This window comes from Pedobacter sp. N36a (genome assembly GCF_014472395.1).
Classification (GTDB): Bacteria; Bacteroidota; Bacteroidia; order Sphingobacteriales; family Sphingobacteriaceae; genus Pedobacter.
Genome location: NZ_JACSZW010000003.1, coordinates 419,562 through 445,302 on the forward strand (window position 1 = coordinate 419,562; position 25,741 = coordinate 445,302).

Genomic DNA, 25,741 nt, shown 5'->3' on the forward strand with positions numbered 1-25,741 from the left:
TTAGCCTTCTTTAACTGCGTATTTCATGATTTTATGGTGCAGCACATCCAATTCAAACGGTTTGCTCACCACATCATTTGCACCGGCATCAATTGCTGTTTGCTTGTCGGTTTCTAATACGGCAGCGGAGAAAGTGATGATTGGAATGTTTTCCTTTCCAGATACAAATCCTTCGCGAATGAGTTTTATAGCATCTAAGCCATTCATCACCGGCATAAAAGTATCCATTAAGATCAGGTCGTAATCAGATTCCTTTAACTTATCCAGGGCATCTTTGCCGTTCTCCACTACGTCTGGAAATACCTGCCAGTCTTTCAATATTTTGATGATCAGAAATTTGTTGATCGGATTGTCTTCTGCCACTAGAACTCTTAATCCTGGAAAATGATCTAAAGTGGGTTTGCTGATTGATTTAATGACCACCGTTTCTTTTATAGTTTCATACCAGTTGCTGAAAGCGAATGTACTGCCAACTCCTTCTTCACTGAAAACTTCCAAGGTACCGCCTTTTAGTTTTGCCAGGTTTCTCACAATAGACAAGCCCAATCCTGTACCTCCAAATTTGACGGTAGTTTGCTCATCAGCCTGTTCAAAAGTTTCGAAGATCTTGTCGATGTTGTTTTTGGCAATGCCGATGCCGGTATCTTTCACTGAAAATTTAATCAGTAAGTTGTTTCCCTTTCTATCGAGGATCTCCGTTTTTAAATGGACGCTGCCCTGAATGGTGAACTTAATCGCATTTCCAATCAGGTTCATCAGGATCTGGTTCAGGCGCAGTGAATCCGCCAAAATAAAAGCCGGTAGATCAGGGTCTAACTCTATGGTCAGATCCAATTCTTTCTCCAGCGCACGAATGCGGAGCAAGTTCACTACGGAATGGCAGATCTTTGGCAGGTCTGTCTCAGAACGGTTAATTTTAAATTTGCCGGACTCAATTTTCGATAGGTCCAGGATGTCATTGATCACCCCTAAAAGAGAGTCTGAGGAGATTTCCAGCAGGCTCACCATTTCCTTCTGCTCAGGAGTCAGGTTGGTTTTTCCCAGTAAGTTGGCCAGACCGATGATCCCATTAATCGGGGTACGGATTTCATGGCTCATATTGGCCAGGAAATTTTCTTTAATGCGCTTGCCCTGTTCCGCCTGTTCTTTCGCTTTGATCAGTTCTTTCTGGTACTCCAGCAACTCTTTATTTTTTCTTTTGATCTCCCTTTCTGTCCTCACCAGATGGATAAAGGAGTCCACTTTTGCAGAAGTAACATACGGATCCAGTGGTTTGTATAAATAATCTACGGCACCGGTATTCAATCCTTTGACGGCATATTTGGTTTCCTTCGATATCGCGGTTACGAATATGATCAGGATATCTTTGGTACGGGGATTACTTTTTAAGATTTCCACCAGTTCAAAGCCATCCATTTCCGGCATTTGAACATCCACCATTGCAATTGCAATATCCATTTCCCAGGATATCCTCAACGCCTCATTTGGGTTGGTGGTGGTAATGATATTGATGTCTGTCCTTTGCAGCAATGCCTCTAATGCAATGATGTTCTCAGGCCGGTCATCAACAATGAGTATATTAATTTTTTCCATAGGTCTTTGGTGATGGGGTGATGATAAAGGCCCTTAAGCTATTTTTTGGTAAATGTTATTTTTCTTGTCAATGATTTTGAAGCGACCGGTTTCGGTGCTCCTCAGTGTTTCTTTGGCCCCCAGACATAGGAAGCCGAAATTCGCCAGACTGTTGTAAAATAATTCAATTACTTTCTTTTGTAGATCTGTATTGAAGTAGATCAGGACATTCCTGCAAGAGATCAGCTGAAACTCGTTAAAGACGCCGTCAGAAGCCAGGTTATGTGCAGAAAACAGTAAGTTCTTTTTTAAAGAATGGTTGATCGATGCCGCTTCATATCTGGCCGTGTAATAATCAGAAAGTGTTTGTATTGCACCGGTCTTCTGGTAGTTTTCTGAAAACTGTTTCATCTTCTGTAAGTCATAGATGCCATCTTTTGCGAAATCAAGTACATCATTGTTAATGTCCGTTCCGTAAAAGAAGCTTCGCTCGTACAGTTCCTCATCCGAAAAAAGGATGGCAAATGAATAAACTTCTTCGCCGGTAGAGCAACCTGCATTCCATACCTTGATGCGCTGATAGGAGCGTAGATAGGGAATAATATTTTCCTTAACGGAACGGTAAAATGAAGGATCTCTAAACATTTCAGTGACGTTAACCGTAATTTCAATGAGGAAAGACTCAAAATAATCATGGTCGTTGGTCAATAAAGTACGTAAGTCAAAAAGACTCAGTTTTTGCAGCTGCATGATTCTAGTGACCCTTCTTTTCAAAGAGGCCGGGGAATAATCGCTGAAATCAAAACCATGTATGTTTTTTATAAAATCAATTAGCTCTGCTAACTGATCGTAACTGATGTAATCTTCTTCTCTCTCCATATTAACTTAACCAGACTCTTAACATGGATAGTAATTTATCCATGTCAACAGGTTTAGAAATATAGTCGTTTGCTCCGGCTTCAATACAACGCTCCCGATCATTTTTCATTGCTTTTGCAGTTAAAGCGATGATTGGGAGTTTGGCAAAGCGTTTCTCTTGTCTGATGGCTTTCATGGCCGCATAGCCGTCCATTTCCGGCATCATGATGTCCATTAATACCAGGTCAATCTGCTCAGATTCCTCCAGCTTTTCTAAAGCTTCCCGGCCGTTGGTAGCGATCACGATTTTTAAGTCGTACACCTGTAAGGCACTGGAAAGCGCGAATATATTACGCATATCATCATCAGTGATCAGGATGGTTTTATCTTTCAATACCTTCTCCATCGTAGACACACTTTTTCCTTTTGAGGTGCTTGGCTTTGCTGGTCCGTCTTGTTTCAGTTTATTGATAAACAGGCTGACTTCATCGATCAGACGGTCGTTGGACTTGTTTGATTTTAATACCATCGCATCCGTATACCTCATGATTTCCGCCATTTTTTCCTGATCCAATTCCATGGCGGTATTGATGATCACCGGAATGTGTGCATGCTCTGCCTGCGATTTGATCTGATCCAATAAATCAAAGCCTGAAATATCTGGAAGTTTGAGGTCCAGAATGATGCAGTCAAATACCTGATCATTTAAAAGGTCTAAGGCTTCTTTACCGGTAAAGGCTTGTTTCACCGCTACTCCTTTTTCTCTCAGCTGTTCCGTCAATTCTCTGCTTTGTAACTCCTGATCCTCGATCAGGAGTACACTTTTGAAGTGATATTTCAGGTAGGCCGCGCTTAACACGTTAAAGGCTTCATCGAGCTGTTCTTTCTCCACTGGTTTTTTCAGGAAGCCAATTGCCCCTTCTTTTTTGGCTTTACTTGCTTTTTCATTTCCTGCCGACATCATGTGTACTGGGATATGTTTGGTCCTTGGATCTGCTTTTAGCTTTTTAAGAATTGTCCATCCATCCATTACTGGCAGCATGATGTCCAATACAATGGCGTCCGGCAGCTGTTCAAATGCCATGGCTAAACCAGTATCTCCACTATGTGCCAGCAGTGGTTGAAAGCCCTTTTCTATGGCATAGTCGTTCAATACATCGGCAAATACCTCATCATCTTCAATAATCAGGATTCTTTGCGATTCCTTTCCTTGATTCATTGGTTGTTCCGTTGGTTCAAAAACAACAGGGCTAGGGCTGTAAGCTTCAGTTTGAACTGTGGCTACCTGCTCTGGTAATTGGAATTCATTGATTCTTGGGATATATAAAGTAAAGGTACTGCCTTCATTAGGTCTGCTGCTCACCTGGATTTCTCCGCCAAGCAGGTAGGCGAGTTCTTTACTGATCGATAAGCCTAAGCCAGTGCCACCAAATTTTCTGCTGGTAGAACCATCTGCCTGTTGGAACGCTTCAAAGATGAGTTTCTGTTTATCTTCCGGAATACCAATTCCAGAATCTTTAACGGTAATACCGATGATTTGTTCCGTTGTATTTCTAAGTCGTTCAGAGAAAAATGAGGTGCCCTTTTCCGGTCGGCTGATGTTTAAAGTAATATGACCGTATTCCGGTGTAAATTTGAAAGCATTAGACAATAAGTTTTTCACAATCTGTTCTACTCTGGACTGATCACTTACAATATCCTCTGGTAGGTTATCCGCCAAGACGGTCTCAAAGTCGATCTTTTTGCTTCTAGCCAACTCCATAAATAATGATTCCATATGCTGACTGATGGCGATTGGTTTTACCTTTTCTATATTTAGGTCTACCTTTCCAGATTCAATTTTAGATAAATCAAGTATATCATTGATCAGGCTTAACAAGTCATTACCCGCATTGTGGATCACTCCCGCATATTTTACTTGGTCTTCATTCAGATTTTCTGGTCTGTTTTCTTTTAATATTCTGGCTAGGATCAGGATACTGTTTAAAGGCGTCCGGAGCTCATGACTCATGTTTGCCAGAAACTCCGATTTATATTTACTGGAAACTTCCAGTTCTTCGGCTTTCAGGCTAATGGCCTCTCTGGCCTGATTAATAGAAATGTTGCGTTCTTCCAATTGCTGTGCTTTCTCTTCCAGCTCTGCATTGGTCTGACGCAGCTCTTCCTGCTGTACCCTTAGTTCTTCATCAGAAGATTGCAGCTGATCGGTTTTATACATCAATTCCTCATTGGTAGTCCTCAATTCTTCCTGCTGGCTTTCTAATTCTTCTGCCTGCTGCTGTGTCTGCTCAAATAAAGCCCTTAGTTTTACCCTAGCCACCGCACTGTTGACTGCTAAACCAATACTTTCACTAATGGTACTTAAGAAAAGTACTGTTTTTTCATCCGGTTCCACCTGTAAGCCGAGTTCAATCACGGCCAATGTTTCATCTTCAAACACGATAGGTACCAGATAAATACACTGAGGTAGTGTGCTGCCCAATCCAGAACTGATCTTTAGGTAATCTAATGGTACATTCTTAAACAATTTAGGCTGCTGCTCGGAAGCGGTTTGCCCCACCAAACCTTCTCCATAATGGTATTGATTGTGATCTCCCTTTTTTGGTTGATAAGCGTAACCACCGGTATAGCGGAATAAATTTCTAGACTTGCTAAGTAAGAAGAATGCGCCAACCGGTGCACCTATATAATTACTGATCCGGCTCACGATATTCGCAGAAAGCTCTTCTACTTGCTGTTCGCCACGCATGGCATCATTTACTTCAGATGCTCCAGAAAGCAGCCAATTCTTTTGCTCGTTTTCCCCTGATATTTTTTCCAGTTGTAAATTAGACTCCCTAATGCGACCTTCCGTTTCCTTCTGCTGGTCAAAAGTCTTTTTGATATAGCTGAACAGGAATAAAATTAATCCAAAAATAATCAGCGCACTCAGCGAAATAATGATGGTACTTCGCTGACTGCTCACTGAGGTATTCTCTTTTCGCTTGGCCAGGAGTTTGAATTCCTCATCAATCATCTTTTTACTAACGGAAAGTATTTTATCTTTATAGAATTGCCCATTACCGTTTAATACACGGGTAGCGGCAGCCTCGGAGCTTTCTCTATCATAAATGCGGATCACTTCCTGCATCTCCGCTACTTTTTTATGGGTATAATAATCCAGGGAATCCGCCAGTTCCTGTTGATCTGTGTTGTCGGAAATCAACCTTTTTAAATCTTGAACAGTCTCCAGTATCAATGGTGCATTTTTATTATAAGGTCGGAGGTAATTACTCTTATTCGATAAGATAAAACCTCTTAAAGCGCTTTCCGAATTGAGTACTTGGATTTCTGTATTTTTAAGTAGATTGATAACCTCGTAAGTATGGCTTTGCCATTTCGTATCATCCTTCAACTTCTCCACACTTAAGTAGGAAGTAATGGCAGAGACGAGCACAAACAATAAGGAAACAGCAAAGCCAGTTAATACCTGTTGTTTGAAAGTTAGTTTAAACATAGATGCGAACTATTAAGTATAAGGAAAACATCCGCAATGGTGGGGGAAGGTAGAATTACAAAACACCCATAACATACCCTTTTACTGTCTGTATTTCGAAGAAATAAGACCGCAATCGGGCATACTGTTATTTTTTTTGCAAAATCATTTAGCTCCCCCACAGAGCTAGACAAAATCACCACAATATTAACGATAATAAATTTTATTTTTGTGCTTATGATCATATACGGAATACCAAATTGTAACACAGTAAAAAAGGCCAGAACCTGGCTGTTAGAACAGGGATTTAATCCAACCTTCCACGATTTCAAAAAACAAGGCATTACCTCTGAGAAACTGCAGGAATGGTGTACTACTTTTGGCTGGGAAAAAGTATTGAATAAGAAAGGAACGACCTGGAAAAAGCTGAGTCCTGATCAGCAAGAACGTGTGGTAGATCAGGACAGTACTGTTCAGATCTTATTGAACAATACCAGCGCCATCAAAAGGCCGGTAGTAGAATTAGGTGGAAAAGCAGTGCTGATTGGTTTCGACGAAGCTGCCTACGAAACTATCTTGAAATAGTTAAATCTTTTAGGGTTAATTTTTGTTAAAAAGTATTATAAAGAAACAAACAGTGTTACATTTGGGTATGGTTAAATATTTATTTTTATTCTTCGTGAGTATTGCTCCTTTGGGTTTGTGGGCACAAACGACAACAGTAACTGGTGCGGTTTACGACTTCGACAACAAGTCTTTCCCAATGCAGGATGTGCTCGTTAGAAACCTGGATAGTAAGAAGACTATAAAAACAAAAGCTGCCGGACAGTTTAGCCTACCCGCTAAAGTGGGAGATTTAATCGAATTTTCTCATCCAGGATATCATACGGATACTTTATACCTGATTGACCTGAAGCCAAAAATGGTTTATCTGCCCGTAAAATCTACGGATTTAAAGGGAGTAGAGATTACCAGTACCAAGGTAAATCCTTCTGTAATGGTAGATGGAACGGGTAGGCCGATCAAAAGAGTCATGACTGATGGCCTGGAAGGTAAAAAGAATACCGACAGGGCAGGAGGCGTGGTTTTGAACCTCGGCTATGGTAAAATGAAAAGAGATAGAGAGAAAGTTCGCTTTCTGGAAGAGAGAGATGCTTTCGAGACGGAAATCAGAGATAATTTTAATGAAAAAACCATCACTGATTTAGTGAAGCTTGATGCTCAGGAATTGAAAGACTTTATGGTCATGTACCGTCCAAATGTCGCACTGGTGATGAGCGAACGTCCATTCAATTATAGGTACTATATCGCAAAAGCCTACAATAGCTGGAAAAAACTTCCTGCAGATCAGCGGAGATTACCGCCGATGCCTAAGTTATAGTCGAACTATTAAAACCGTTACAATGGTTTGGTATAAATATTCATTTTATATCTTTAGTTCGAATCTATAACCAATAAATACGATGATGAATAAGTTTACCTTTTTAGGGGTATTGTTATGCGCATTTGGTTTCAGTTCCATGGCGCAGCAAGCCACTGGTAACTACGACCCTCATGCTGCATTTAACCCGCTGTTTTACACTCAGAATGGAAATGAGTTCCGTTCTGCAATCGGCTATCCAGGTCCTAAATACTGGCAGAACCGTGCGGACTACCAGATTACAGCAAATCTTGATGAAACTAAAAATATGGTAACGGGTACCGTTACCATTACTTATAAGAATAACAGTCCGGATAAGCTCCCTTACTTATGGCTGCAGTTGGACCAAAATCTTTTTGCGGAAAACTCCAGAGGAAATTCGTTGATCGCTGCTGGCAGTCGTTACGGAGCCAGAGGAGAAAAAGTAGAGGGCGGTTATAAAATTGACGGACTTAGCGTAAGTCAGAAATTGAAACCGGTAAAATTCAGTTCCATTACTGAAGACACCAGAATGCAGATCCGTTTAGATCAGCCATTGGCTGCAAACGGAGACCAGGTCACCATCAAAATGAACTTCTCGTTTATTATTCCGATTAACGGATCTGACCGTATGGGTCATTTAACCACTAAAAACGGGGAGATATTTGCGATTGCACAATGGTTTCCAAGAATGGCGGTTTATGATGACGTGATCGGATGGAATACCCTTCCTTATTGGGGTGCCGGAGAGTTTTACTGTGAGTACGGGGATGTGGATTTTGCCGTTACTGCTCCTGCAAACCATATTGTAATGGGTTCTGGGGAACTTTTAAATCCTCAGGAAGTATTTACTCCAACGGAGCTATCGCGCTGGAATGCTGCAAAACTAAGCGATAAAACGGTGACTGTACGTTCTGAAGAAGACGTAATCAATCCGAAGTCGCGCCTGGCAGCCGGAAAATTAACTTGGAAATTCAAGATCAAAAATACACGTGACGTGGCCTGGGCTTCTTCAAAAGCATTTGTGTTGGATGCGGCTAGAATTAACCTGCCAAGCGGTAAAAAATCTTTAGCGGTTTCTGCACATCCTGTAGAAAGCAATGGTAAAGATGGTTACGGCCGCGGTGCTGAATATGTAAAAGCTTCTATCGAATACTATTCTAAAAAATGGTTCGAATATCCTTACCCAATGGCGATTAATGTGGCTAGTAATGTAGGTGGTATGGAATATCCAGGCATTGTTTTTTGTGGCTGGAAAGCCAAAAATGCAAGTGCATGGGGCGTGATTGACCATGAATTTGGCCATACCTGGTTCCCGATGATTGTAGGCAGTAACGAACGTAAATACGGCTGGATGGATGAAGGCTTTAATACCTTTATCAACGGATTATCTGCTGCTGAATTTAACAATGGTGAGTATAAACGTAAACCAGACAACATGCAGGCAGTTGGTAAATCTTTGGCCAATGATAAATTGGAATATGTGATGCTAACACCAGATGCAATGAAAGAAGCAAATATCGGCATCAATCTATATTATAAGCCTGGTTACGGTTTAAACATCCTAAGAAATCAGATTTTAGGTGCAGATCGTTTTGACTATGCCTTCAAGAAGTATATTGAGAACTGGGCTTTCAAACATCCAACACCATTCGATTTTTTCCGTTCTATGGAAAATGGAGCTGGGGAAGATCTTTCTTGGTTCTGGAGAGGCTGGTTCCTGGAAAACTGGAAAACAGATCAGGCCATTGCAGAGGTGAAAGAAGTGACCAAAGATGGGGCAATTACAGGATACAATATTCAGATTGCCAATCTTGAAAAGATGCCAATGCCGATCATTCTGGAAGTGAAAACGAAAAGTGGAAAGACGGATGTCATCAGATTGCCAGTAGACATCTGGATGAGAAATACCAGCTGGACGGTAAATTACCCAACTACGGAAGAAGTAGTTTCAGTCACCCTGGATCCAGCGCAGGTGCTTCCTGATTCAAACCCAGATAACAATAGCTGGAAGAAATAGTCTTGCGCTGAGCAAAGAAAACAAGTTTCAACATTAAGCTAACAAATGCAAAAAAAAGAGGGTGTCCAGATCGGCACCCTCTTTTTTTAGATTTTTTCGTGGCTGAGCACTTCCATTTCATAAATCTCCAGATCAAAGAACCTGGCGGAAGCCAAGAGATGGTCAAATATATCTGCCATGATGTACTCGTAATCAATCCATTTTGTAGTTCCGGTAAATGCATAGATTTCTATTGGGAGTCCGGTGGCGGTAGGGGCTAGCTGCCGCACCATCATGGTCATCTTTTTATGGATGCCGCTATGATTGGAAATATAGTTGTCTATATATTTTCTATAAAGGCCTGCATTGGTCAGGTTCCTTCCGTTGATCAGTAAAGTTTTGTCGGCACCAACACGTTCATTGTTTTTATTGATGTCTTTCTGGCGGTGGTCGATGTAGGCAGTGAGCGATTGAATCTTTCTGAAATCTTCCAGTTCATCGGGGCCGATGAAACGGATGGTCGACTGCCGGATAAAGATCGCTCTTTTGATCCTTCTCCCTCCGGATTCGCTCATGCCCCTCCAATTTTGAAAAGAATCAGATACTAAAGAATAAGTAGGGATGGTGGTGATCGTTTTGTCAAAGTTCTGGACTTTTACGGTGGTCAGATTGATTTCCATCACATCTCCATCAGCACCATATTTCGGCATCGTGATCCAGTCGCCAATCCGAACCGTATCATTTGTGCTCACTTGGATACTGGCTACAAATCCCATAATGGTATCCTTAAACATCAACAGCAGGACTGCCGAGGCGGCACCCATGGCGGTAAAAGCGACTGTAGGATTTTGCCCGCTCAGGATAGAAAATATAATGACCGTGGCAATCAGGTAGAATATAATCCGGATCACCTGCAGATAGCTTTCTATAGGTTTAGAACGGAAAGTTGCTCGTTTTCTTAAAGATTCTGCACCGGATTTGATCAGCGTCATGATCACCCAGATGATTAGAATCACCAGGTAAGCGTCGGTCAGCTTGATCAAAACCTTTGTTATGGTTGGAAACGAATGGAAGATCGCTTCCAGGGTATTCCTGATCAATGAAACGGCAGCCAATAATGCAATATAATGTGCGAATCTATTTTCCAGCAGGTGCAGGAAAAAGTCAATTCTTGTGGTTTTTACGATGCGTATTAATGCAATCCTCAATAGGCGCCTGAGTACGTTATGTAATAAATATACCGCGATGATCAGCACAGTCAGCAGAGCAAACAGGTTCACAAAAGTCGCAAGGCTTTGTGGTACGCCCCATTTTACAAGAATCTTGTAGGTACTGCGGCTAATATCATCAAGGTCAAATTCGTAATCTTTAAAGTTCATTTCCGATGTTTTTACTGATTTTGGCAGGTTACAAAAAAAATATCGGAAAGACAATTATCGAGGGTGCTAAAATTATTTATCATAGGAAATACGGTAAACGAGATTGGCAAAGTCGTCAGAAACCAATAGGGAGCCATCTTTTTGCTGCAATACATCTACCGGCCTTCCCCAGGCTTTTCCATTTTTAAGCCAGCCGCTTGCAAATGGTTCATAGCTGATCACTTTATTGCCATCAAGTTTCAGCAGGGTAATCCGGTACCCCATTGGTTCCTTTCTGTTCCATGACCCATGTTCGGCAATGAAGATTTGATTTTTATAGGTTTTAGGAAACTGATCACCGGTATAGAATTTCATACCCAATGACGCAGTATGTGCAGCAAGTTTTGCTTGAGGAGGGGTATAGTCTTTAGGGTTTTTCCCTTTGCCAAACTCCGGGTCTAAAATATCTCCGGCATGAACAAAAGGGTAACCGAAGTGCATTCCTGGTTTTTCTGCACGATTGAGTTCATCTGCGGGAATGTCTTCTCCCAGCATGTCCCTTCCGTTTTCGGTAAACCAAAGATCTTTAGTTAGAGGATTCCAGTCGAAACCAACAGAATTCCTGACACCATTGGCAAAAATCTCGAAGCCAGTTCCATCAGGATTCATCCTGGTAATGGAAGCATATCTTTTATCTTTATCTGTATTGTCGCAAATATTGCAGGGTGCACCAATGGGTACATATAGTTTTCCATCAGGCCCGAAGGCGATGTATTTCCAGCCATGGTGGGTATCTGTTGGGAGTTTATCATATATAAGGACAGGTTTCGGAGGGTTGGCTAGATGATCTTCAATATGGTCGTAGCGCCAGATCTTACTGATTTCTGCTACATATAAGCTGCCATCTTTAAAGGCTACGCCATTGGGCATGTCTTTTAAGCCTTGTGCAATGATATAGGTTTTATCGGCAATGCCGTCTTTATTTTCATCTACGAGGGCATAGACTTTATCGCCACTGCGATTGCCTACAAATACGGTTCCGTTGGCCCCCATCGCCATGGATCTTGGATTGTCTACTTTTGCAAAAACTTCAATTTTGAAGCCTTCAGGTAGTTTGATGTCATTAAGTCTGGGTTCATCTAGTTTTTCCATGGGGCGGTTACAGGTAACCGCCAGCAGTGGAATGCATAGCATTAGGCCGAAAACAGGGAATAAGTATTTCATCTGATCAGGGAATGGTGAGTATGAATAACGCCTGAATTCCTGTAATTGTTTGGTAATTATATAGGTTAGCGGCCTAATGCGGAATTTTATGGTGCTTTAAAAAAGCTTTCTTTTAATTTTTCAGCGTCAATCAGTGCTTCTGCGGCGTCTAATCGGATCAGCCATCCTTTTTGTTTCAGCAGGGCGATGTCTTCTTTGGCAACAGAAAGGTCTTTGCCTTTGATGCGTTCATGATAAACAATAGGCGCTTTAGGCTCCACATTTGCCGGCGTATGGAATAGGATTTCCAGTTTAAATTTTGGCCAGATCTGAATGTCCGCTAATTGTGCAGAGTAAATCTTTTTAGTAGAGTGGGCAGGGATCACAGCTGCAAATTCTCCTTTATAATGGTCGCCTTTTTGTGTGGTTAAGCTGGCTAACAATTGGAATGAAGTTTCGTTCAGCAGGTGAAAATGGGCTACAGAAGTGCTGTGCTGATCGGTGATCAGACCTAGATAAACGCCATCTTTAATAAACTGTGCTTCAGGAATCACGATCGCCGGGCGGTTGGAAACGATGTCACTTTCAGGGATTTCGTCATGAACCAAAGTTACCTTTGAAGCGAGCACTGGAATCTCAAAATCATTGGAATCGGTTACGCCAATGGTATCTTTATCAATGATTCTGGTGATGTAACCTTCTATATTTTCGTCAACGAAACGAACAAACTCTCCTAATTTAAATTTCATGAGGCAGGGATTAAGTAAAACTGAATACGACAAATTTAGTCATTACTAATTAGAGTCTTTTTATTCCGATGACATTTAGGAGCCGGAAATTCTTATTATTTTTGCAGTATGACAGAATCAGGACAGCCAAATAATCCTTTACATGGTAAAACACTGGAATTTATTGTGAAACAATTGGTGTGGCATTACGATTGGCCGGAAATGGGCAGATTGATCCGTATTGATTGTTTTTTAAATAATCCGAGTTTAAAGTCCAGTTTGAAATTTCTACGTAAAACAGATTGGGCGCGGAAGAAGGTAGAGAAGCTTTACTTAGACACCTTCCATTAATATCAGTAAGTTCTTTCAGGGACGGACACTACACCTAGTGTATACTGTAAATTCAAGGGCAATGGTCTATGGCTAACCCTTCTGATTCTATTGATTTTAGGCAATCTGAACTTAGAATTATTTTTGTGTTAAGCCCTTGATTTATAAATTCTAATATCCTACCTTTGCAGTCCCTTATTATAGGGGTAAAGTTTTTAAATATTAATAGAAAACAAAAAGAACAATGCCAACCATTCAACAATTAGTTAGAAAAGGTAGAGTAGCACTGGAGTTCAAGAGTAAGTCTCCTGCGTTGGACAGCTGTCCACAGCGAAGAGGTGTATGTACACGTGTATATACCACTACCCCTAAAAAACCAAACTCAGCAATGCGTAAAGTTGCCCGTGTACGTTTAACCAATGGTAAAGAGGTGAATGCCTATATTCCAGGTGAAGGTCACAATTTACAGGAGCACTCCATTGTATTGATCCGTGGTGGTCGTGTTAAAGATTTACCTGGAGTACGTTACCACATCATCCGTGGAGCTTTAGATACTTCAGGAGTTGCTGGTCGTAACCAACGTCGTTCAAAATACGGTACTAAACGTCCTAAACCAGGTCAAGTAGTAGCGGCACCAACAAAAGGTAAAAAGAAATAATTAGGAGGAAAAACAAATGAGAAAGTCAAAACCAAAGAAAAGAATTATCCTTCCTGATCCAAAATTTAACGATGTTCAGGTGACCCGTTTCGTAAACAATATGATGTATGATGGAAAAAAATCCATTGCATATAGTATTTTTTATGACGCTGTTGAACTTGCTGAGAAAAAAGCAGGTGAGAACGGTCTAGAAGTGTGGAAACGTGCTTTAACAAATGTAATGCCTGCAGTAGAGGTTAAATCTCGTCGTGTAGGTGGTGCAAACTTCCAGGTACCTACAGAGGTAAGACCTGACCGTAAGATTGCTTTAGGCATGAAATGGTTAATTTCTTACGCTCGTAAACGTGGTGAAAAAACCATGAAAGAAAAATTAGCAGGTGAAATCGTTTCAGCAGCTAAAGGTGAGGGTGCAGCAGTTAAGAAAAAAGAAGATACGCATAAAATGGCTGAGGCTAACAAAGCGTTCTCTCACTTCCGTTTCTAATTTATAGAAGATTATAAAATGTCAAGAGATTTAAAATTTACAAGAAATATTGGAATCGCGGCTCACATTGATGCGGGTAAAACCACAACAACTGAGCGTATCCTTTATTACGCCGGAGTAAATCACAAAATTGGTGAGGTACACGAAGGTGCATCTACGATGGACTGGATGATACAAGAGGCAGAACGTGGTATTACGATTACGTCTGCAGCTACGACTGTATTCTGGCCTTACCGTGGCAATAAATATCAGGTAAACGTTATCGATACTCCTGGACACGTGGATTTTACCGTAGAGGTAAACCGTTCACTTCGTGTTTTAGACGGATTGGTATTCTTATTTTCAGCAGTTGATGGTGTTGAGCCTCAATCTGAAACTAACTGGCGTTTAGCTAATAACTATGCAGTTCCACGTATTGGTTTCGTTAACAAAATGGACCGTTCAGGAGCTGACTTCTTAAAAGTTGTGAAGCAAGTAAGAGAAATGTTGGGTAGCCATGCGGTTCCTTTACAATTGCCAATCGGAGGTGAAGATAGCTTTAGAGGTGTAGTTGATTTAATCAACAACCGTGGTATCGTTTGGAATGAAGAAGATAAAGGGATGACCTTTACTGAAGTTCCAATTCCAGAAGATATGCTTGAAGAAGTTGCGGAATGGAGAGAGAATTTATTAGAAGCGGTTGCTGATTATGATGAGTCCCTAATGGAGAAATTCTTTGAGGATCCAAATTCAATCACTGAGCGTGAGATTCTTGATGCATTGCGTAAAGCGACTTTAGATGCTAAAATCGTTCCTATGGTTTGTGGTTCATCTTTCAAAAACAAAGGTGTTCAAACCATGTTGGATTTAGTAATGGAATTATTACCATCGCCAATGGATGTGGAAGGTATCACTGGTACCAACCCAGAAACAGGTGAGGAAGTAATTCGTCAACCAGATGTTAATGAGCCATTTGCAGCATTAGCGTTTAAAATTGCAACCGATCCTTTCGTAGGTCGTTTGTGCTTTATCCGTGTATACTCAGGTAATTTAGACGCTGGTTCATACGTTTACAACGCACGTTCTGAGAACAAAGAGCGTATCTCTCGTATCTTCCAAATGCATGCGAACAAGCAAAACCCAATTCCTAAAGTAGGCGCTGGTGATATTGCTGCAGTAGTAGGCTTTAAGGATATCAAAACAGGTGATACACTTTGTGATGAGAAAAATCCAATTATTTTAGAATCAATGGATTTCCCAGAGCCAGTTATCGGTTTAGCAATCGAGCCTAAAACTCAGGCTGACATTGATAAATTAGGTATTGGTTTATCTAAATTAGCGGAAGAAGATCCTACATTTAGAGTTCAGACTGATCAGGAAACTGGCCAAACTGTAATCTCTGGTATGGGTGAGCTTCACTTAGATATCTTGATTGACCGCTTAAGACGCGAGTTTAAAGTAGAGGTTAACCAAGGTGCGCCACAAGTTGCTTACAAAGAAGCGATTAATGGTTCGGTTCAACACCGTGAGACTTACAAAAAACAATCAGGTGGTCGTGGTAAATTCGCGGATATCCAGGTTGTTATTTCTCCAATCGATTCGGATTACGAAAAAGGTGGTTTACAATTTGTGAATGAAATCACAGGTGGTTCAATCCCTCGTGAGTTTATCCCTTCAGTTGAGAAAGGTTTCGCAGCATCTATGGCTAATGGAGTATTGGCTGGTTACCCACTACCAGACATGAAAGTTCGCTTAATTGATGGTTCATTCCACGCAGTCGATTCAGATGCTTTATCATTTGAACTTGCAGCTAAAATGGCTTACCGTGAAGCATTACCAAAATGTAGCCCAGTATTGATGGAGCCAATCATGAAAATCGAAATCTTAACCCCTGAAGAAAACATGGGTGATGTTATCGGTGACATGAACCGTCGTCGTGGTCAGCTTTTAGGTATGGACACACGTAATGGTTCTCAAGTAATTAAAGCTACTGTACCTCTTTCTGAGATGTTTGGTTATGTAACTCAGTTACGTACCATCACTTCTGGTCGTGCAACTTCAACTATGGAGTTTGATCACTACGCACCAGCACCGAAAAACGTACAGGATGAAGTAGTTGCTAAATCAAAAGGTAGAATTAAATCTGCAGAATAATAATACATCGGCAGCCGGTTATTAATAGCTCTAACCGGCAGCCTTAATACATAAATAAGATGAGCCAAAGAATCAGAATTAAATTAAAATCTTACGATTACAACTTGGTAGACAAATCTGCTGAGAAAATTGTTAAGACTGTTAAACCTACGGGTGCAGTAGTTAGTGGTCCAATTCCATTGCCTACAGAAAAGAAAATCTTCACTGTTTTGCGTTCTCCACACGTTAACAAAAAAGCACGTGAGCAGTTTCAATTGTGCGCTTACAAACGTTTGTTAGACATTTATAGCTCTAACTCTAAAACGGTTGACGCTTTAATGAAACTTGAACTACCTAGCGGTGTTGAAGTTGAAATCAAAGTTTAACTTTTTATACGATTAACAAAAAAGCCTTCCGAATTTATTTCGGAAGGCTTTTTTGTTTTAGCAGAAGTCTCGAAAAAAACGAGGGAATTAATTCCCTTTGTTTTTATACTCCTCCAGTTTATTGCGTTCGTCTTGCAATTCACGGGCTAGTTTCTTTTCTTTATCGTTTGCTTTTGTCTTATAGTTCTGGTATTCCTGAGCAATTTCTTCATATAGTGAGCTTCTGTATTTGGCTTCATGAATGTACTTTGCGGAACGGATGATGACAATGGCCAGTGCCGCAGCCAAGATCAGGATGAGCGACCATACGATGGTATTGTATTTGCCTTTTGTAAACGACATGCCCAGAAAATTGATCTCATCTAACTTCGCATTTGAGCTGGCCAGGGAGCTTTCTGCACCAGAGATCTGTGCTTTTAAGGCAGTTACTGCTTTTTCCTGTTCTGCGAGTTTTACTTTTACTGCGCTCAGCTGTTTGCGGTTCTGATTGATGGAATCGGATACGCTTTTCCAAAATCCAGCTAACCTGGCTGGGTTGATCAGTTTGTAGCCATTGATGGTTTTCGATTTTGCTAACATGAACTCGTATTGCCCTCTTAAACTTGGATCGGCCTTTGCACTGTCTGCTGGTAATTGTGCCTGTGTATGGAATTGGAAGAAGAGGATAGCTATAATCGCGAATATCAGTTTTTTCATAAATGATTGGTTTTAAGGAATAATCTTTAGTTAAGGAGTGTGATTTAATTAAGATATGATCAGGTCTGGTTTAATTTAACATTCAATTGCCAAATTTATTGTGTTCTAAGTATAGATCCTATATTTGCAGCAATGTCGGTATTACTATTTACAATTATAGTTTTAGCAGGTGCTTTTTTAGCTGGATTGGTTGGATCGCTGACTGGTTTAGGTGGTGGGGTAATTATTATCCCCTTGCTTACCTTGGTTTTGGGGGTAGATATTCATTATGCTATCGGTGCCTCTATTGTTTCTGTAATTGCAACTTCTTCCGGCTCAGCCGCCGCTTATGTGAAAGAAGGGATCACCAATATCCGTATTGGTATGTTCCTGGAAGTGGCCACTACTATTAGTGCCGTAATCGGTGCTGTGCTGACCGTTTACCTGAATCCTGGTTTTATTGCCGTGGTTTTTGGCCTTATTCTACTTTTTTCTGCAGCGATGATGGTGATTAAGAAGGTCGATCGGTCGGATAATGATACTTCCGGAAAGCTGGCCTTATTTTTTAAGCTGAATGGGACTTATCCTACAGCACATGGCCCGAAGAATTATGCGGTTCATCGGGTAGTAGGAGGCTTTGTAATGATGTTTTTTGCAGGGATCATTTCTGGTTTACTGGGGATTGGTTCTGGGGCTTTAAAGGTGATTGCGATGGATAACATCATGCGGATACCCTTTAAGGTGTCCACTACGACCAGCAATTTCATGATGGGGGTAACTGCTGCTGCCAGTGCAATTGTGTACTTACACCGGGGTCAGATTGACCCAGGAATTGCGATGCCGGTGACGATAGGGGTACTCAGCGGGGCAACTATTGGTTCAAAAATCCTGGTTCGTACTAATACCGACAAGTTAAAAGTAGTATTTGCGGTAGTGGTGACCTTCCTCGCCCTGCAGATGATTTATAACGGTTTATCAGGAAAGCTATGAACGGGACAAGAAAAAACTTCTTTGCGGATCGCGATATTCAGGTGATTTTAGGGACTTTACTTCGCGTTGGTGTCATCGCATCTATGTCTGTGGTATTGGTAGGAGGCTTCCTTTATTTGCTGGCTAATCATGCTGCGCCCATCGATTACCGTACTTTTAACCCAAACAAGTCTGGATTATCTTCTATTGCCTCTATTTTTGTCGGATTGCGAGAATTAGATCCTAAGGCAATTATCCAGTTTGGGACTTTATTATTGATTTTTACTCCGGTTGCGCGGGTCGTTTTCTCGATCTTCAGCTTTCTCATCGAGCGGGATTACTTATATGTTTTGATCGGGTCTTTTGTTTTGCTCGTGATCCTGTACAGTCTGAGTGACAAGTTGGTTGGATAAAAACTAAATAGCGGTTATTTGAAAAAATAATTAGCTAACTATTTGAAAATTAAGATTTCTTTCGTATTTTTGCCCTCCCTTAAAGGGAATTGTATCCACCTTGAACGAAGCCCTACTGCTTCGATGGGTGTTAAATTAAAAAAAGAAAATGTCAGGTATTATTGGAAAAAAAGTAGGAATGACCAGCATATTCGACGCCGATGGAAAGAACATTCCATGTACGGTGATTGAAGCTGGACCTTGTGTGGTTACACAGGTAAAGACCGAAGAGAAAGACGGTTATGTTTCCGTTCAGTTAGGTTTCGACGAAGCCAAAGAAAAGAACACTACCAAGCCTCTTAAAGGCCACTTTGCGAAAGCAAGCACAACCCCAAAACGTAAATTGGTTGAATTTGAACCGTTCGAAGAATCGTTGAACTTAGGTGATACGGTAACTGTGAACATTTTCAATGAAGGTGATTTCGTGGATGTTGTTGGTACTTCTAAAGGTAAAGGTTTCCAGGGTGTTGTAAAACGTCATGGTTTCGCTGGTGTTGGTGGACAAACTCACGGACAGCATAATAGAATGCGTGCACCAGGTTCATTGGGTGCTGCTTCTTATCCAGCTCGTGTATTTAAAGGTATGCGTATGGCGGGTAGAATGGGTGGTGACAGAGTAAAAGTTCAGAACTTACAAGTTTTGAAAGTTTATGCTGATCAAAACCTTGTTGTAGTTAGTGGTTCCATTCCAGGAGCTAAGGGTTCTTACGTAATCTTAGATAAGTAAGCAGATGGAAGTTAAAGTATTAAACATTTCAGGAAAAGAGACAGGTGCCAAGGTGCAACTTCCTGAGTCAGTATTTGGCATTACGCCTGTTGACCACGCGATCTATTTAGATGTAAAACAGTATTTGGCTAATCAACGTCAAGGTACTCACAAGTCTAAGCAACGTAATGAAATTGCAGGTTCAACCCGCAAACTTTACAAACAAAAAGGTACTGGTGGTGCTCGTGCCGGAAGTATTAAATCTCCATTGTTTAATGGTGGTGGTCGTGTGTTTGGTCCTCAACCACGTGATTATAGTTTCAAATTGAACAAAAAGTTAAAGCAACTGGCTCGTAGATCAGCATTGACCTACAAAGCTCAGGATAACAACGTTGTTGTTTTAGAAGACTTTGCTTTTGATTCTATCAAAACTAAAAACTACCTAGATTTAGTTAGCGCATTAAACATCGCTGGCGAAAAGACATTGTTGGTTTTACCTTCACAAAATAACAATATCTATTTATCAAGCAGAAACATTCAGAAAGCGAAAGTAATTACTGCAGATCAGTTGAATACATATGATGTATTAAACTGTGGCAAACTTTTGTTGACTGCTGATTCTCTTAAAACAATCGAGGAGGCATTTGCCAAGTAATATGGAATTTTTAAAGAAACCAATATTAACCGAAAAAGCTTCTGCATTAACAGAAAAGTCTAATCGCTTTACTTTTAAAGTAGAACACAAAGCAAATAAATTGCAGATTAAGCAAGCCATAGAGAAGATGTACAACGTTAACATTTTAGCCATTAATACAATGGTTGTAAATGGTAAAGTGAAGTCTAGAAACACTAAAGGTGGATTAGTTACGGGTCGTAGCCCAAAATACAAAAAAGCGATTGTAACCCTGGCAGCAGGCGAAACAATTGATTATTACGCGAATATTTAATAAAGTGAATAATTTATAACTATGGGCTTAAGAAAATTTAAACCAGTCACTCCGGGAACCCGCTTTAGAGTAGGTGCCAGCTTTTCGGAGATTACAGCAACCAAGCCCGAAAAATCATTGGTTGTATCTTCTAAGAAATCAGGAGGACGTAACAATACAGGAAAGATGACTATGCGCTACATGGGTGGTGGTCACAAAAAATCTTACCGTTTAATTGACTTTAAACGTGATAAGTTTAACATTCCTGCAACAGTAGCTACTGTTGAGTACGATCCAAACCGTACCGCTCGTATTGCATTATTGCATTACGCAGATGGAGAGAAGCGTTACATTATTGCACCGGAAGGATTGCAAGTAGGACAAACAGTAGTTTCGGGTGATACAGCAACTCCAGAAGTTGGAAATGCATTAACACTTTCAAAAATCCCATTGGGATCGATTGTACATAACATTGAAATTCAACCAGGTCGTGGTGCTCAAATGGCACGTAGCGCAGGCGCTTATGCTCAATTAGCAGCACGTGATGGTAAATATGCAACTGTTAAAATGCCATCAGGTGAAGTAAGAGCAATCTTAGTGACTTGTTTAGCAACAATCGGAGCTGTTTCGAACTCGGATCATGCAAATGAAGTATTAGGTAAAGCAGGTCGTAAACGTTGGTTAGGACGTCGTCCTAGAACACGTCCGGTAGCGATGAACCCTGTGGATCACCCAATGGGTGGTGGTGAGGGTCGCTCATCAGGAGGTCAGCCTCGTTCAAGAAACGGATTGTATTCGAAAGGATTCAAAACTCGTTCACTTAAAAAATACTCAAATCGTTTCATCATAGAGAAAAGGAAGAAATAATGGCTCGTTCGATAAAAAAAGGACCTTATATTGACCATAACGTAGAGAAGAAAGTAGTATCTATGAATGATTCAGGCAAAAGGTCTGTAATTAAAACTTGGTCTCGCAGATCAATGATTTCACCAGATTTTGTGAATCATACATTTGCAGTGCATAACGGAAATAAATTTATTCCGGTATACGTAACAGAAAACATGGTTGGTCACAAGCTGGGAGAGTTTGCTCCAACCAGAACATTTAGGGGTCACTCTGAAAAGAAAAAATAATTAAGAGATGGAAGCAGTAGCGAAATTAAACAATTGTCCAACCTCACCACGTAAAATGCGTTTGGTTGTAGATCTTATCAGAGGTGAGCGTGTAGAGAAAGCTTTAAGTATTTTAAAGTTTACCAACAAAGAAGCAGCAATCAGAGTTGAGAAACTTTTATTGTCGGCTATCAAAAACTGGGAAACTAAAAATGAAGGTTCTCGCCCTGAAGAAAACCAGTTATACGTGAAAACGATAATGGTAGGCGGTGGTCGTCAATTAAAAAGACTTAGACCAGCACCTCAAGGACGTGGTTACAGAATCCGTAAGCGTTCTAACCATGTAACTTTGGTAGTAGATAGTAAAAACGTTGAAACTCAAACTAATTAACAGAAATGGGACAAAAAGCACATCCAATAGGAAACAGGTTAGGAATCATCAAAGGTTGGGATTCTAACTGGTTCGGTGGCAACAACTATGCTGATAAATTAGTTGAGGACGAAAAAATAAGAAAATACCTTTCTGTACGTATCGCAAAAGGCGGTGTAGCGAAAGTAGTAATCGAGCGTACGTTAAAACGTATCACGGTAACTATCCACACTGCACGTCCGGGTATTGTGATCGGAAAAGCAGGAGCTGAGGTTGACAAGATCAAAGAAGAGTTGAAGAAATTGACTAAAAAGGAAATTCAAATCAACATTTTTGAGATCAAACGTCCTGAGCTTGATGCACAATTAGTTGCAGAAGGTGTTGCAAAACAATTAGAAGCAAGGATCTCATTCCGTAGAGCAATGAAATCTACTATTGCATCAACGATGCGTATGGGTGCTGAAGGTATCAAAATTATGACCTCTGGTCGTTTAGGTGGTGCTGAGATGGCTCGTAGCGAACAGTATAAAGAAGGAAGAATTCCTTTGCATACTTTCCGTGCTGACATTGACTATGCATTAGCAGAAGCTTTGACTACTTATGGTAAAATAGGTGTTAAAGTATGGATCTGTAAAGGTGAAGTTTACGGTAAACGTGATCTTTCTCCAAACATCGGTTCTGTGAGCAATGCTCCAGGTAAAGGTGGCAGACCAGAAGGTGCTTTCGGTGGTGGAAGAGACAGAGATAACCGTGGCGGTGGAGACAGAAGAAACGACAATAAAGGTCGTGGCGGAAGAGGTCCAGGTCAAGGCGCTCCTGGTGCAGGAAGAGATAATAGAGGCGGAAATACTCCTAACAGAGGTCCTCGTAAATAATTAGTTAACAGATCGTTTAACGATAATATTAGAATAAGATGTTACAGCCAAAAAGAACGAAGTTCAGAAAGATGCAAAAAGGCAGAATGAAGGGTTTAGCAACACGCGGTGCTGAATTGTCATTCGGGTCTTTCGGGATCAAATCTTTAGAGTCGACTTGGATTACAAGTCGCCAGATAGAGGCAGCCCGTATTGCGGTAACTCGTTTCATGAAACGTGAAGGCCAGGTGTGGATTAGAATTTTCCCGGACAAACCGGTAACTAAGAAACCAGCTGAAGTTCGTATGGGTAAAGGTAAGGGTGCTCCAGAATACTGGGTTGCCGTTGTTAGACCTGGACGTATTATTTTTGAAGCCGAAGGTGTTCCATTAGCAATTGCTAAAGAAGCCATGAGATTAGCGGCTCAAAAATTGCCGATTCAAACAAAATTTGTAGTACGTAGAGATTACGTAGAAGCATAAAAAAAGTTCTTGGGTTCAATGTTGTAAGTAACTTGTTATTACAACCGCTAGACCCAAGGCATTAAAATTAATAAAATGAAGAACTCAGAAATCACAGGGCTTTCAAAAGAAGAACTAGTAGCCAGGATTGCAGAAGAAACTGAAAATTTAGTAAAGTTGAAATTTGCACATACAATTTCGGCTATCGAGAATCCTACCCGTATTAAAAAGGTAAGAAGAGATATCGCCCGATTAAACACTGAAGTGACGAAGCGCAAATTAGCGGAGTCTGCTACTGAAACAAAATAACTTTAGAGTCGAAATGGAAAGACAATTAAGAAAAACAAGAACCGGGTTGGTAGTAAGCAACAAAATGGATAAGTCTGTTGTTGTAGCGGTTGAACGTAAAGTGAAACACCCGATCTATGGTAAGTTTGTTAAAAAAACTACCAAATTTATGGCTCATGACGAGAAAAACGATTGCGGTATTGGTGATACAGTACTGATCATGGAGACTCGTCCGCTGAGTAAGAATAAGAACTGGAGATTAGTGGAAATTTTAGAAAGAGCTAAATAACATGGTACAACAGGAATCAAGATTAAACGTAGCCGACAATAGCGGCGCTAAAGAAGTATTGGTTATCCGTGTGCTTGGTGGTACTGGAAAGAGATACGCTTCTATTGGTGACAAAATCGTTGTAACCGTTAAAAGCGCGTTGCCTTCTGGTAACATCAAGAAAGGAACAGTTTCTAAAGCAGTAGTTGTAAGAACGAGAAAAGAGATCAGACGTAAAGATGGTTCTTACATCCGTTTCGACGACAATGCAGCAGTATTATTAAATGCACAAGATGAGCCGCGTGGTACACGTATTTTCGGCCCGGTAGCAAGAGAACTGCGTGAAAAACAATTCATGAAAATTGTGTCATTAGCACCGGAGGTATTATAAAATGAAAAATAAAGTAACTACACCAAAGATTAAAATCCGTAAAGGAGATTTAGTAAAGGTAATCGCTGGCGATTCAAGAGGCCAACAAGGCACAGTGCTTTCTGTATTAATTACTAAAAGTAGAATTCTTGTAGAAGGTGTGAACCTTGTATCAAAACATACAAAACCAAATGCTGCTAATCCAAACGGAGGTATCATTAAAAAAGAGGCTGCTCTTCATATTTCTAACGTGGCATTAGTTGATCCTAAAACAGGTGCAACTACTCGCGTTGGCAGAAAGCTTAATGCTGATGGGAAATTAGTTAGGGTTAGTAAAAAATCAGGAGAGGAGATCAAATAATGACTTACGTACCAAGATTAAAAAGTAAATATAAAGAGGAAATCGTAGCTGCACTTAAAGATAAGTTCAACTATAAGAGCGTTATGCAAGTTCCTAAGTTAGAGAAAATCGCGATCAACCAAGGTGTTGGACGTTTCTCTGTAACTGATAAGAAGATCATGGACTCCTCTATTTTAGAGATGAGCACAATCGCTGGTCAGCAAGCAGTAGGCGCTAAGTCTAAAAAAGATATCTCAAACTTTAAATTGCGTAAAGGTATGCCAGTAGGTGTACGTGTTACTTTACGTGACAACAACATGTATGAGTTTTTAGATCGTTTAATTTCTGTAGCTTTACCTCGTATCCGTGATTTCAAAGGTATCAATGATAAAGGTTTTGATGGAAAAGGTAACTACACATTAGGAGTTACTGAGCAAATCATTTTCCCAGAGATCAACATCGACAAAATCAGCAAGATTTTAGGTATGGATATTACATTTGTTACTAGTGCTACTACTGATGTTGAAGCATTAGAACTTTTAAAACAATTCGGATTACCATTTAAAAACCAAAATAACACAAATTCATAATGGCAAAAGAAGGTGTAAAAGCTCGCGAAATTAAGCGCCAAAAATTGGTAGCTAAGTATGCTGACAAACGTGCAGAACTTAAAGCTGCTGGTGATTATGAAGGATTAGATAAGTTACCAAAAAACTCATCTGCAGTACGTTTACACAATCGTTGTAAATTAACTGGACGTCCTCGTGGTTACATGCGTACTTTCGGTATATCAAGGGTATTGTTCCGTGATATGGCATTAGCAGGTAAAATCCCTGGAGTAAGAAAAGCAAGCTGGTAAAACAGCTTTCTTTATGCTAAGGGCTCAGACCCGCGGCTAGAAACAAAAAAATTAACCGATGGAAGGTCGTCCCGAATGAAATAGGAAGGAAACCACCGTCACAATTAAATAAAAATGAATACAGATCCAATAGCAGATTACCTTACAAGAGTAAGAAATGCCATCAAGGCAAATCACAGAATTGTAGAAATTCCTGCATCAAATCTTAAAAAAGAAATTACTAAAGTTCTTTTTGACAAAGGTTACATTGCTAACTACAAGTTTGAAGATACTACGGTTCAAGGAACAATTAAAATCGCTTTGAAATATAATGCGATCACTAAAATTCCTGCAATCCGTACATTAACCCGTATCAGCAAACCAGGTTTAAGGCAATATGCCGGCGTAGAAAATATGCCAAGAGTATTAAACGGTTTAGGTATTGCCATCTTGTCTACATCTAAAGGTGTAATGACAGATAAAGAAGCAGCCAAACTGAACATTGGTGGCGAAGTTTTGTGTCACGTTTATTAATTAAAGGAGGATAACA

At 40.5% G+C, this 25,741-nt stretch carries 32 protein-coding genes; 25 read left to right on the top strand and 7 right to left on the bottom strand.

Annotation, left to right across the window (positions count from 1 at the left end; all coding sequences use genetic code 11):
• From H9X96_RS08225 to H9X96_RS08235, 3 genes are read right to left on the bottom strand one after another with little or no spacing between them, the layout of a single operon-like run.
• Positions 1–1,593, bottom strand: a complete 1,593-nt coding sequence (locus H9X96_RS08225) for a response regulator (RefSeq protein ID WP_187665831.1) — start codon at positions 1,591–1,593, stop codon at positions 1–3.
• Between the two features lie 33 nt (positions 1,594–1,626).
• Positions 1,627–2,451 (bottom strand): protein-glutamate O-methyltransferase CheR, encoded by an 825-nt coding sequence (locus H9X96_RS08230; protein WP_187665832.1) that lies wholly within the window; start codon positions 2,449–2,451, stop codon positions 1,627–1,629.
• A gap of 1 nt (position 2,452) precedes the next feature.
• Positions 2,453–5,926: a response regulator gene (locus H9X96_RS08235; protein ID WP_187665833.1), complete on the bottom strand. Its 3,474-nt coding sequence runs from the start codon at positions 5,924–5,926 to the stop codon at positions 2,453–2,455.
• A gap of 216 nt (positions 5,927–6,142) precedes the next feature.
• Between H9X96_RS08235 and H9X96_RS08240 the strand changes: the two genes are divergently transcribed.
• The 3 genes from H9X96_RS08240 (at position 6,143) to H9X96_RS08250 (ending at position 9,324) form a co-directional block, all read left to right on the top strand.
• Complete coding sequence (locus H9X96_RS08240; protein ID WP_187665834.1) at positions 6,143–6,490, top strand: arsenate reductase; 348 nt, start codon at positions 6,143–6,145, stop codon at positions 6,488–6,490.
• A gap of 67 nt (positions 6,491–6,557) precedes the next feature.
• Complete coding sequence (locus H9X96_RS08245) at positions 6,558–7,286, top strand: hypothetical protein (protein WP_187665835.1); 729 nt, start codon at positions 6,558–6,560, stop codon at positions 7,284–7,286.
• 82 nt (positions 7,287–7,368) lie between these two features.
• Positions 7,369–9,324, top strand: a complete 1,956-nt coding sequence (locus tag H9X96_RS08250; RefSeq protein ID WP_255431052.1) for a M1 family metallopeptidase — start codon at positions 7,369–7,371, stop codon at positions 9,322–9,324.
• 86 nt (positions 9,325–9,410) lie between these two features.
• Here the strand turns inward: H9X96_RS08250 and H9X96_RS08255 are convergent, their stop codons facing one another.
• The 3 genes from H9X96_RS08255 to H9X96_RS08265 all read right to left on the bottom strand — a co-directional run bounded on the left by H9X96_RS08255 (position 9,411) and on the right by H9X96_RS08265 (position 12,613).
• Positions 9,411–10,682, bottom strand: coding sequence for a mechanosensitive ion channel family protein (locus H9X96_RS08255; protein ID WP_187665836.1), 1,272 nt, complete (start codon positions 10,680–10,682; stop codon positions 9,411–9,413).
• Positions 10,683–10,754: 72 nt separating this feature from the next.
• Positions 10,755–11,813 (bottom strand): sorbosone dehydrogenase family protein, encoded by a 1,059-nt coding sequence (locus H9X96_RS08260; RefSeq protein ID WP_222943852.1) that lies wholly within the window; start codon positions 11,811–11,813, stop codon positions 10,755–10,757.
• Between the two features lie 158 nt (positions 11,814–11,971).
• Positions 11,972–12,613 (bottom strand): hypothetical protein, encoded by a 642-nt coding sequence (locus H9X96_RS08265; RefSeq protein WP_187665838.1) that lies wholly within the window; start codon positions 12,611–12,613, stop codon positions 11,972–11,974.
• Between the two features lie 108 nt (positions 12,614–12,721).
• Here H9X96_RS08265 and H9X96_RS08270 point away from each other — a divergent pair, with 108 nt between their 5' ends.
• The 5 genes from H9X96_RS08270 to rpsJ all read left to right on the top strand — a co-directional run bounded on the left by H9X96_RS08270 (position 12,722) and on the right by rpsJ (position 16,562).
• The gene (locus H9X96_RS08270; protein WP_187665839.1) at positions 12,722–12,943 is read left to right on the top strand and encodes a VF530 family DNA-binding protein; all 222 of its coding nucleotides are present in this window, start codon (positions 12,722–12,724) and stop codon (positions 12,941–12,943) included.
• Between the two features lie 223 nt (positions 12,944–13,166).
• Entirely contained in the window at positions 13,167–13,580 is a 414-nt protein-coding gene (gene rpsL, locus H9X96_RS08275; RefSeq protein WP_029278631.1) for a 30S ribosomal protein S12, read from the top strand.
• 16 nt (positions 13,581–13,596) lie between these two features.
• Positions 13,597–14,064 carry a 30S ribosomal protein S7 gene (gene rpsG / locus H9X96_RS08280; protein ID WP_062550444.1) on the top strand — a complete coding sequence of 156 codons (468 nt, stop codon included), beginning with the start codon at positions 13,597–13,599 and terminating at the stop codon, positions 14,062–14,064.
• A gap of 18 nt (positions 14,065–14,082) precedes the next feature.
• A complete protein-coding gene (gene fusA / locus H9X96_RS08285; RefSeq protein WP_187665840.1) occupies positions 14,083–16,197 on the top strand; it encodes an elongation factor G in 2,115 nt (704 codons plus the stop codon).
• Between the two features lie 59 nt (positions 16,198–16,256).
• Positions 16,257–16,562 (top strand): 30S ribosomal protein S10, encoded by a 306-nt coding sequence (gene rpsJ / locus H9X96_RS08290; RefSeq protein ID WP_008244591.1) that lies wholly within the window; start codon positions 16,257–16,259, stop codon positions 16,560–16,562.
• A gap of 87 nt (positions 16,563–16,649) precedes the next feature.
• Here rpsJ and H9X96_RS08295 read toward each other — a convergent pair whose 3' ends face one another.
• Complete coding sequence (locus H9X96_RS08295) at positions 16,650–17,258, bottom strand: hypothetical protein (RefSeq protein ID WP_187665841.1); 609 nt, start codon at positions 17,256–17,258, stop codon at positions 16,650–16,652.
• Between the two features lie 132 nt (positions 17,259–17,390).
• Here H9X96_RS08295 and H9X96_RS08300 point away from each other — a divergent pair, with 132 nt between their 5' ends.
• The 17 genes from H9X96_RS08300 to rpsH all read left to right on the top strand — a co-directional run bounded on the left by H9X96_RS08300 (position 17,391) and on the right by rpsH (position 25,725).
• A complete protein-coding gene (locus H9X96_RS08300) occupies positions 17,391–18,227 on the top strand; it encodes a sulfite exporter TauE/SafE family protein (protein ID WP_187665842.1) in 837 nt (278 codons plus the stop codon).
• Positions 18,224–18,619, top strand: a complete 396-nt coding sequence (locus H9X96_RS08305) for a DUF1634 domain-containing protein (protein ID WP_187665843.1) — start codon at positions 18,224–18,226, stop codon at positions 18,617–18,619. The genes H9X96_RS08300 and H9X96_RS08305 overlap by 4 nt, the downstream gene beginning before the upstream one ends.
• Positions 18,620–18,767: 148 nt before the next feature.
• Complete coding sequence (rplC, locus tag H9X96_RS08310; RefSeq protein ID WP_182957310.1) at positions 18,768–19,385, top strand: 50S ribosomal protein L3; 618 nt, start codon at positions 18,768–18,770, stop codon at positions 19,383–19,385.
• Between the two features lie 4 nt (positions 19,386–19,389).
• Positions 19,390–20,019: a 50S ribosomal protein L4 gene (gene rplD / locus H9X96_RS08315; RefSeq protein ID WP_187665844.1), complete on the top strand. Its 630-nt coding sequence runs from the start codon at positions 19,390–19,392 to the stop codon at positions 20,017–20,019.
• 1 nt (position 20,020) lies between these two features.
• A complete protein-coding gene (gene rplW, locus H9X96_RS08320; protein WP_062550438.1) occupies positions 20,021–20,311 on the top strand; it encodes a 50S ribosomal protein L23 in 291 nt (96 codons plus the stop codon).
• A 21-nt stretch (positions 20,312–20,332) separates the two neighbouring features.
• The gene (rplB, locus tag H9X96_RS08325) at positions 20,333–21,157 is read left to right on the top strand and encodes a 50S ribosomal protein L2 (RefSeq protein WP_187665845.1); all 825 of its coding nucleotides are present in this window, start codon (positions 20,333–20,335) and stop codon (positions 21,155–21,157) included.
• Complete coding sequence (rpsS, locus tag H9X96_RS08330; RefSeq protein ID WP_062550436.1) at positions 21,157–21,423, top strand: 30S ribosomal protein S19; 267 nt, start codon at positions 21,157–21,159, stop codon at positions 21,421–21,423. The genes rplB and rpsS overlap by 1 nt, the downstream gene beginning before the upstream one ends.
• 7 nt (positions 21,424–21,430) lie before the next feature.
• On the top strand, positions 21,431–21,793 hold the full coding sequence (rplV, locus tag H9X96_RS08335; protein ID WP_062550435.1) for a 50S ribosomal protein L22: 363 nt from the start codon (positions 21,431–21,433) through the stop codon (positions 21,791–21,793).
• Between the two features lie 5 nt (positions 21,794–21,798).
• Positions 21,799–22,647: a 30S ribosomal protein S3 gene (rpsC, locus tag H9X96_RS08340; RefSeq protein WP_062550434.1), complete on the top strand. Its 849-nt coding sequence runs from the start codon at positions 21,799–21,801 to the stop codon at positions 22,645–22,647.
• 38 nt (positions 22,648–22,685) lie between these two features.
• Positions 22,686–23,108, top strand: coding sequence for a 50S ribosomal protein L16 (rplP, locus tag H9X96_RS08345; RefSeq protein WP_062550433.1), 423 nt, complete (start codon positions 22,686–22,688; stop codon positions 23,106–23,108).
• 75 nt (positions 23,109–23,183) lie between these two features.
• A complete protein-coding gene (gene rpmC, locus H9X96_RS08350) occupies positions 23,184–23,396 on the top strand; it encodes a 50S ribosomal protein L29 (protein WP_062550432.1) in 213 nt (70 codons plus the stop codon).
• A gap of 13 nt (positions 23,397–23,409) precedes the next feature.
• Positions 23,410–23,664, top strand: coding sequence for a 30S ribosomal protein S17 (gene rpsQ, locus H9X96_RS08355; protein WP_037442595.1), 255 nt, complete (start codon positions 23,410–23,412; stop codon positions 23,662–23,664).
• Position 23,665: 1 nt separating this feature from the next.
• Positions 23,666–24,034, top strand: a complete 369-nt coding sequence (gene rplN, locus H9X96_RS08360) for a 50S ribosomal protein L14 (RefSeq protein WP_062550431.1) — start codon at positions 23,666–23,668, stop codon at positions 24,032–24,034.
• A gap of 1 nt (position 24,035) precedes the next feature.
• Positions 24,036–24,374: a 50S ribosomal protein L24 gene (gene rplX, locus H9X96_RS08365; protein ID WP_062550430.1), complete on the top strand. Its 339-nt coding sequence runs from the start codon at positions 24,036–24,038 to the stop codon at positions 24,372–24,374.
• Positions 24,374–24,943 (top strand): 50S ribosomal protein L5, encoded by a 570-nt coding sequence (gene rplE / locus H9X96_RS08370; protein WP_187665846.1) that lies wholly within the window; start codon positions 24,374–24,376, stop codon positions 24,941–24,943. Before rplX ends, rplE begins: the two co-directional genes overlap by 1 nt.
• Entirely contained in the window at positions 24,943–25,212 is a 270-nt protein-coding gene (gene rpsN, locus H9X96_RS08375) for a 30S ribosomal protein S14 (RefSeq protein WP_055130472.1), read from the top strand. Before rplE ends, rpsN begins: the two co-directional genes overlap by 1 nt.
• 114 nt (positions 25,213–25,326) lie before the next feature.
• Positions 25,327–25,725 carry a 30S ribosomal protein S8 gene (rpsH, locus tag H9X96_RS08380; protein ID WP_062550428.1) on the top strand — a complete coding sequence of 133 codons (399 nt, stop codon included), beginning with the start codon at positions 25,327–25,329 and terminating at the stop codon, positions 25,723–25,725.
• Positions 25,726–25,741 lie beyond the last annotated feature (16 nt).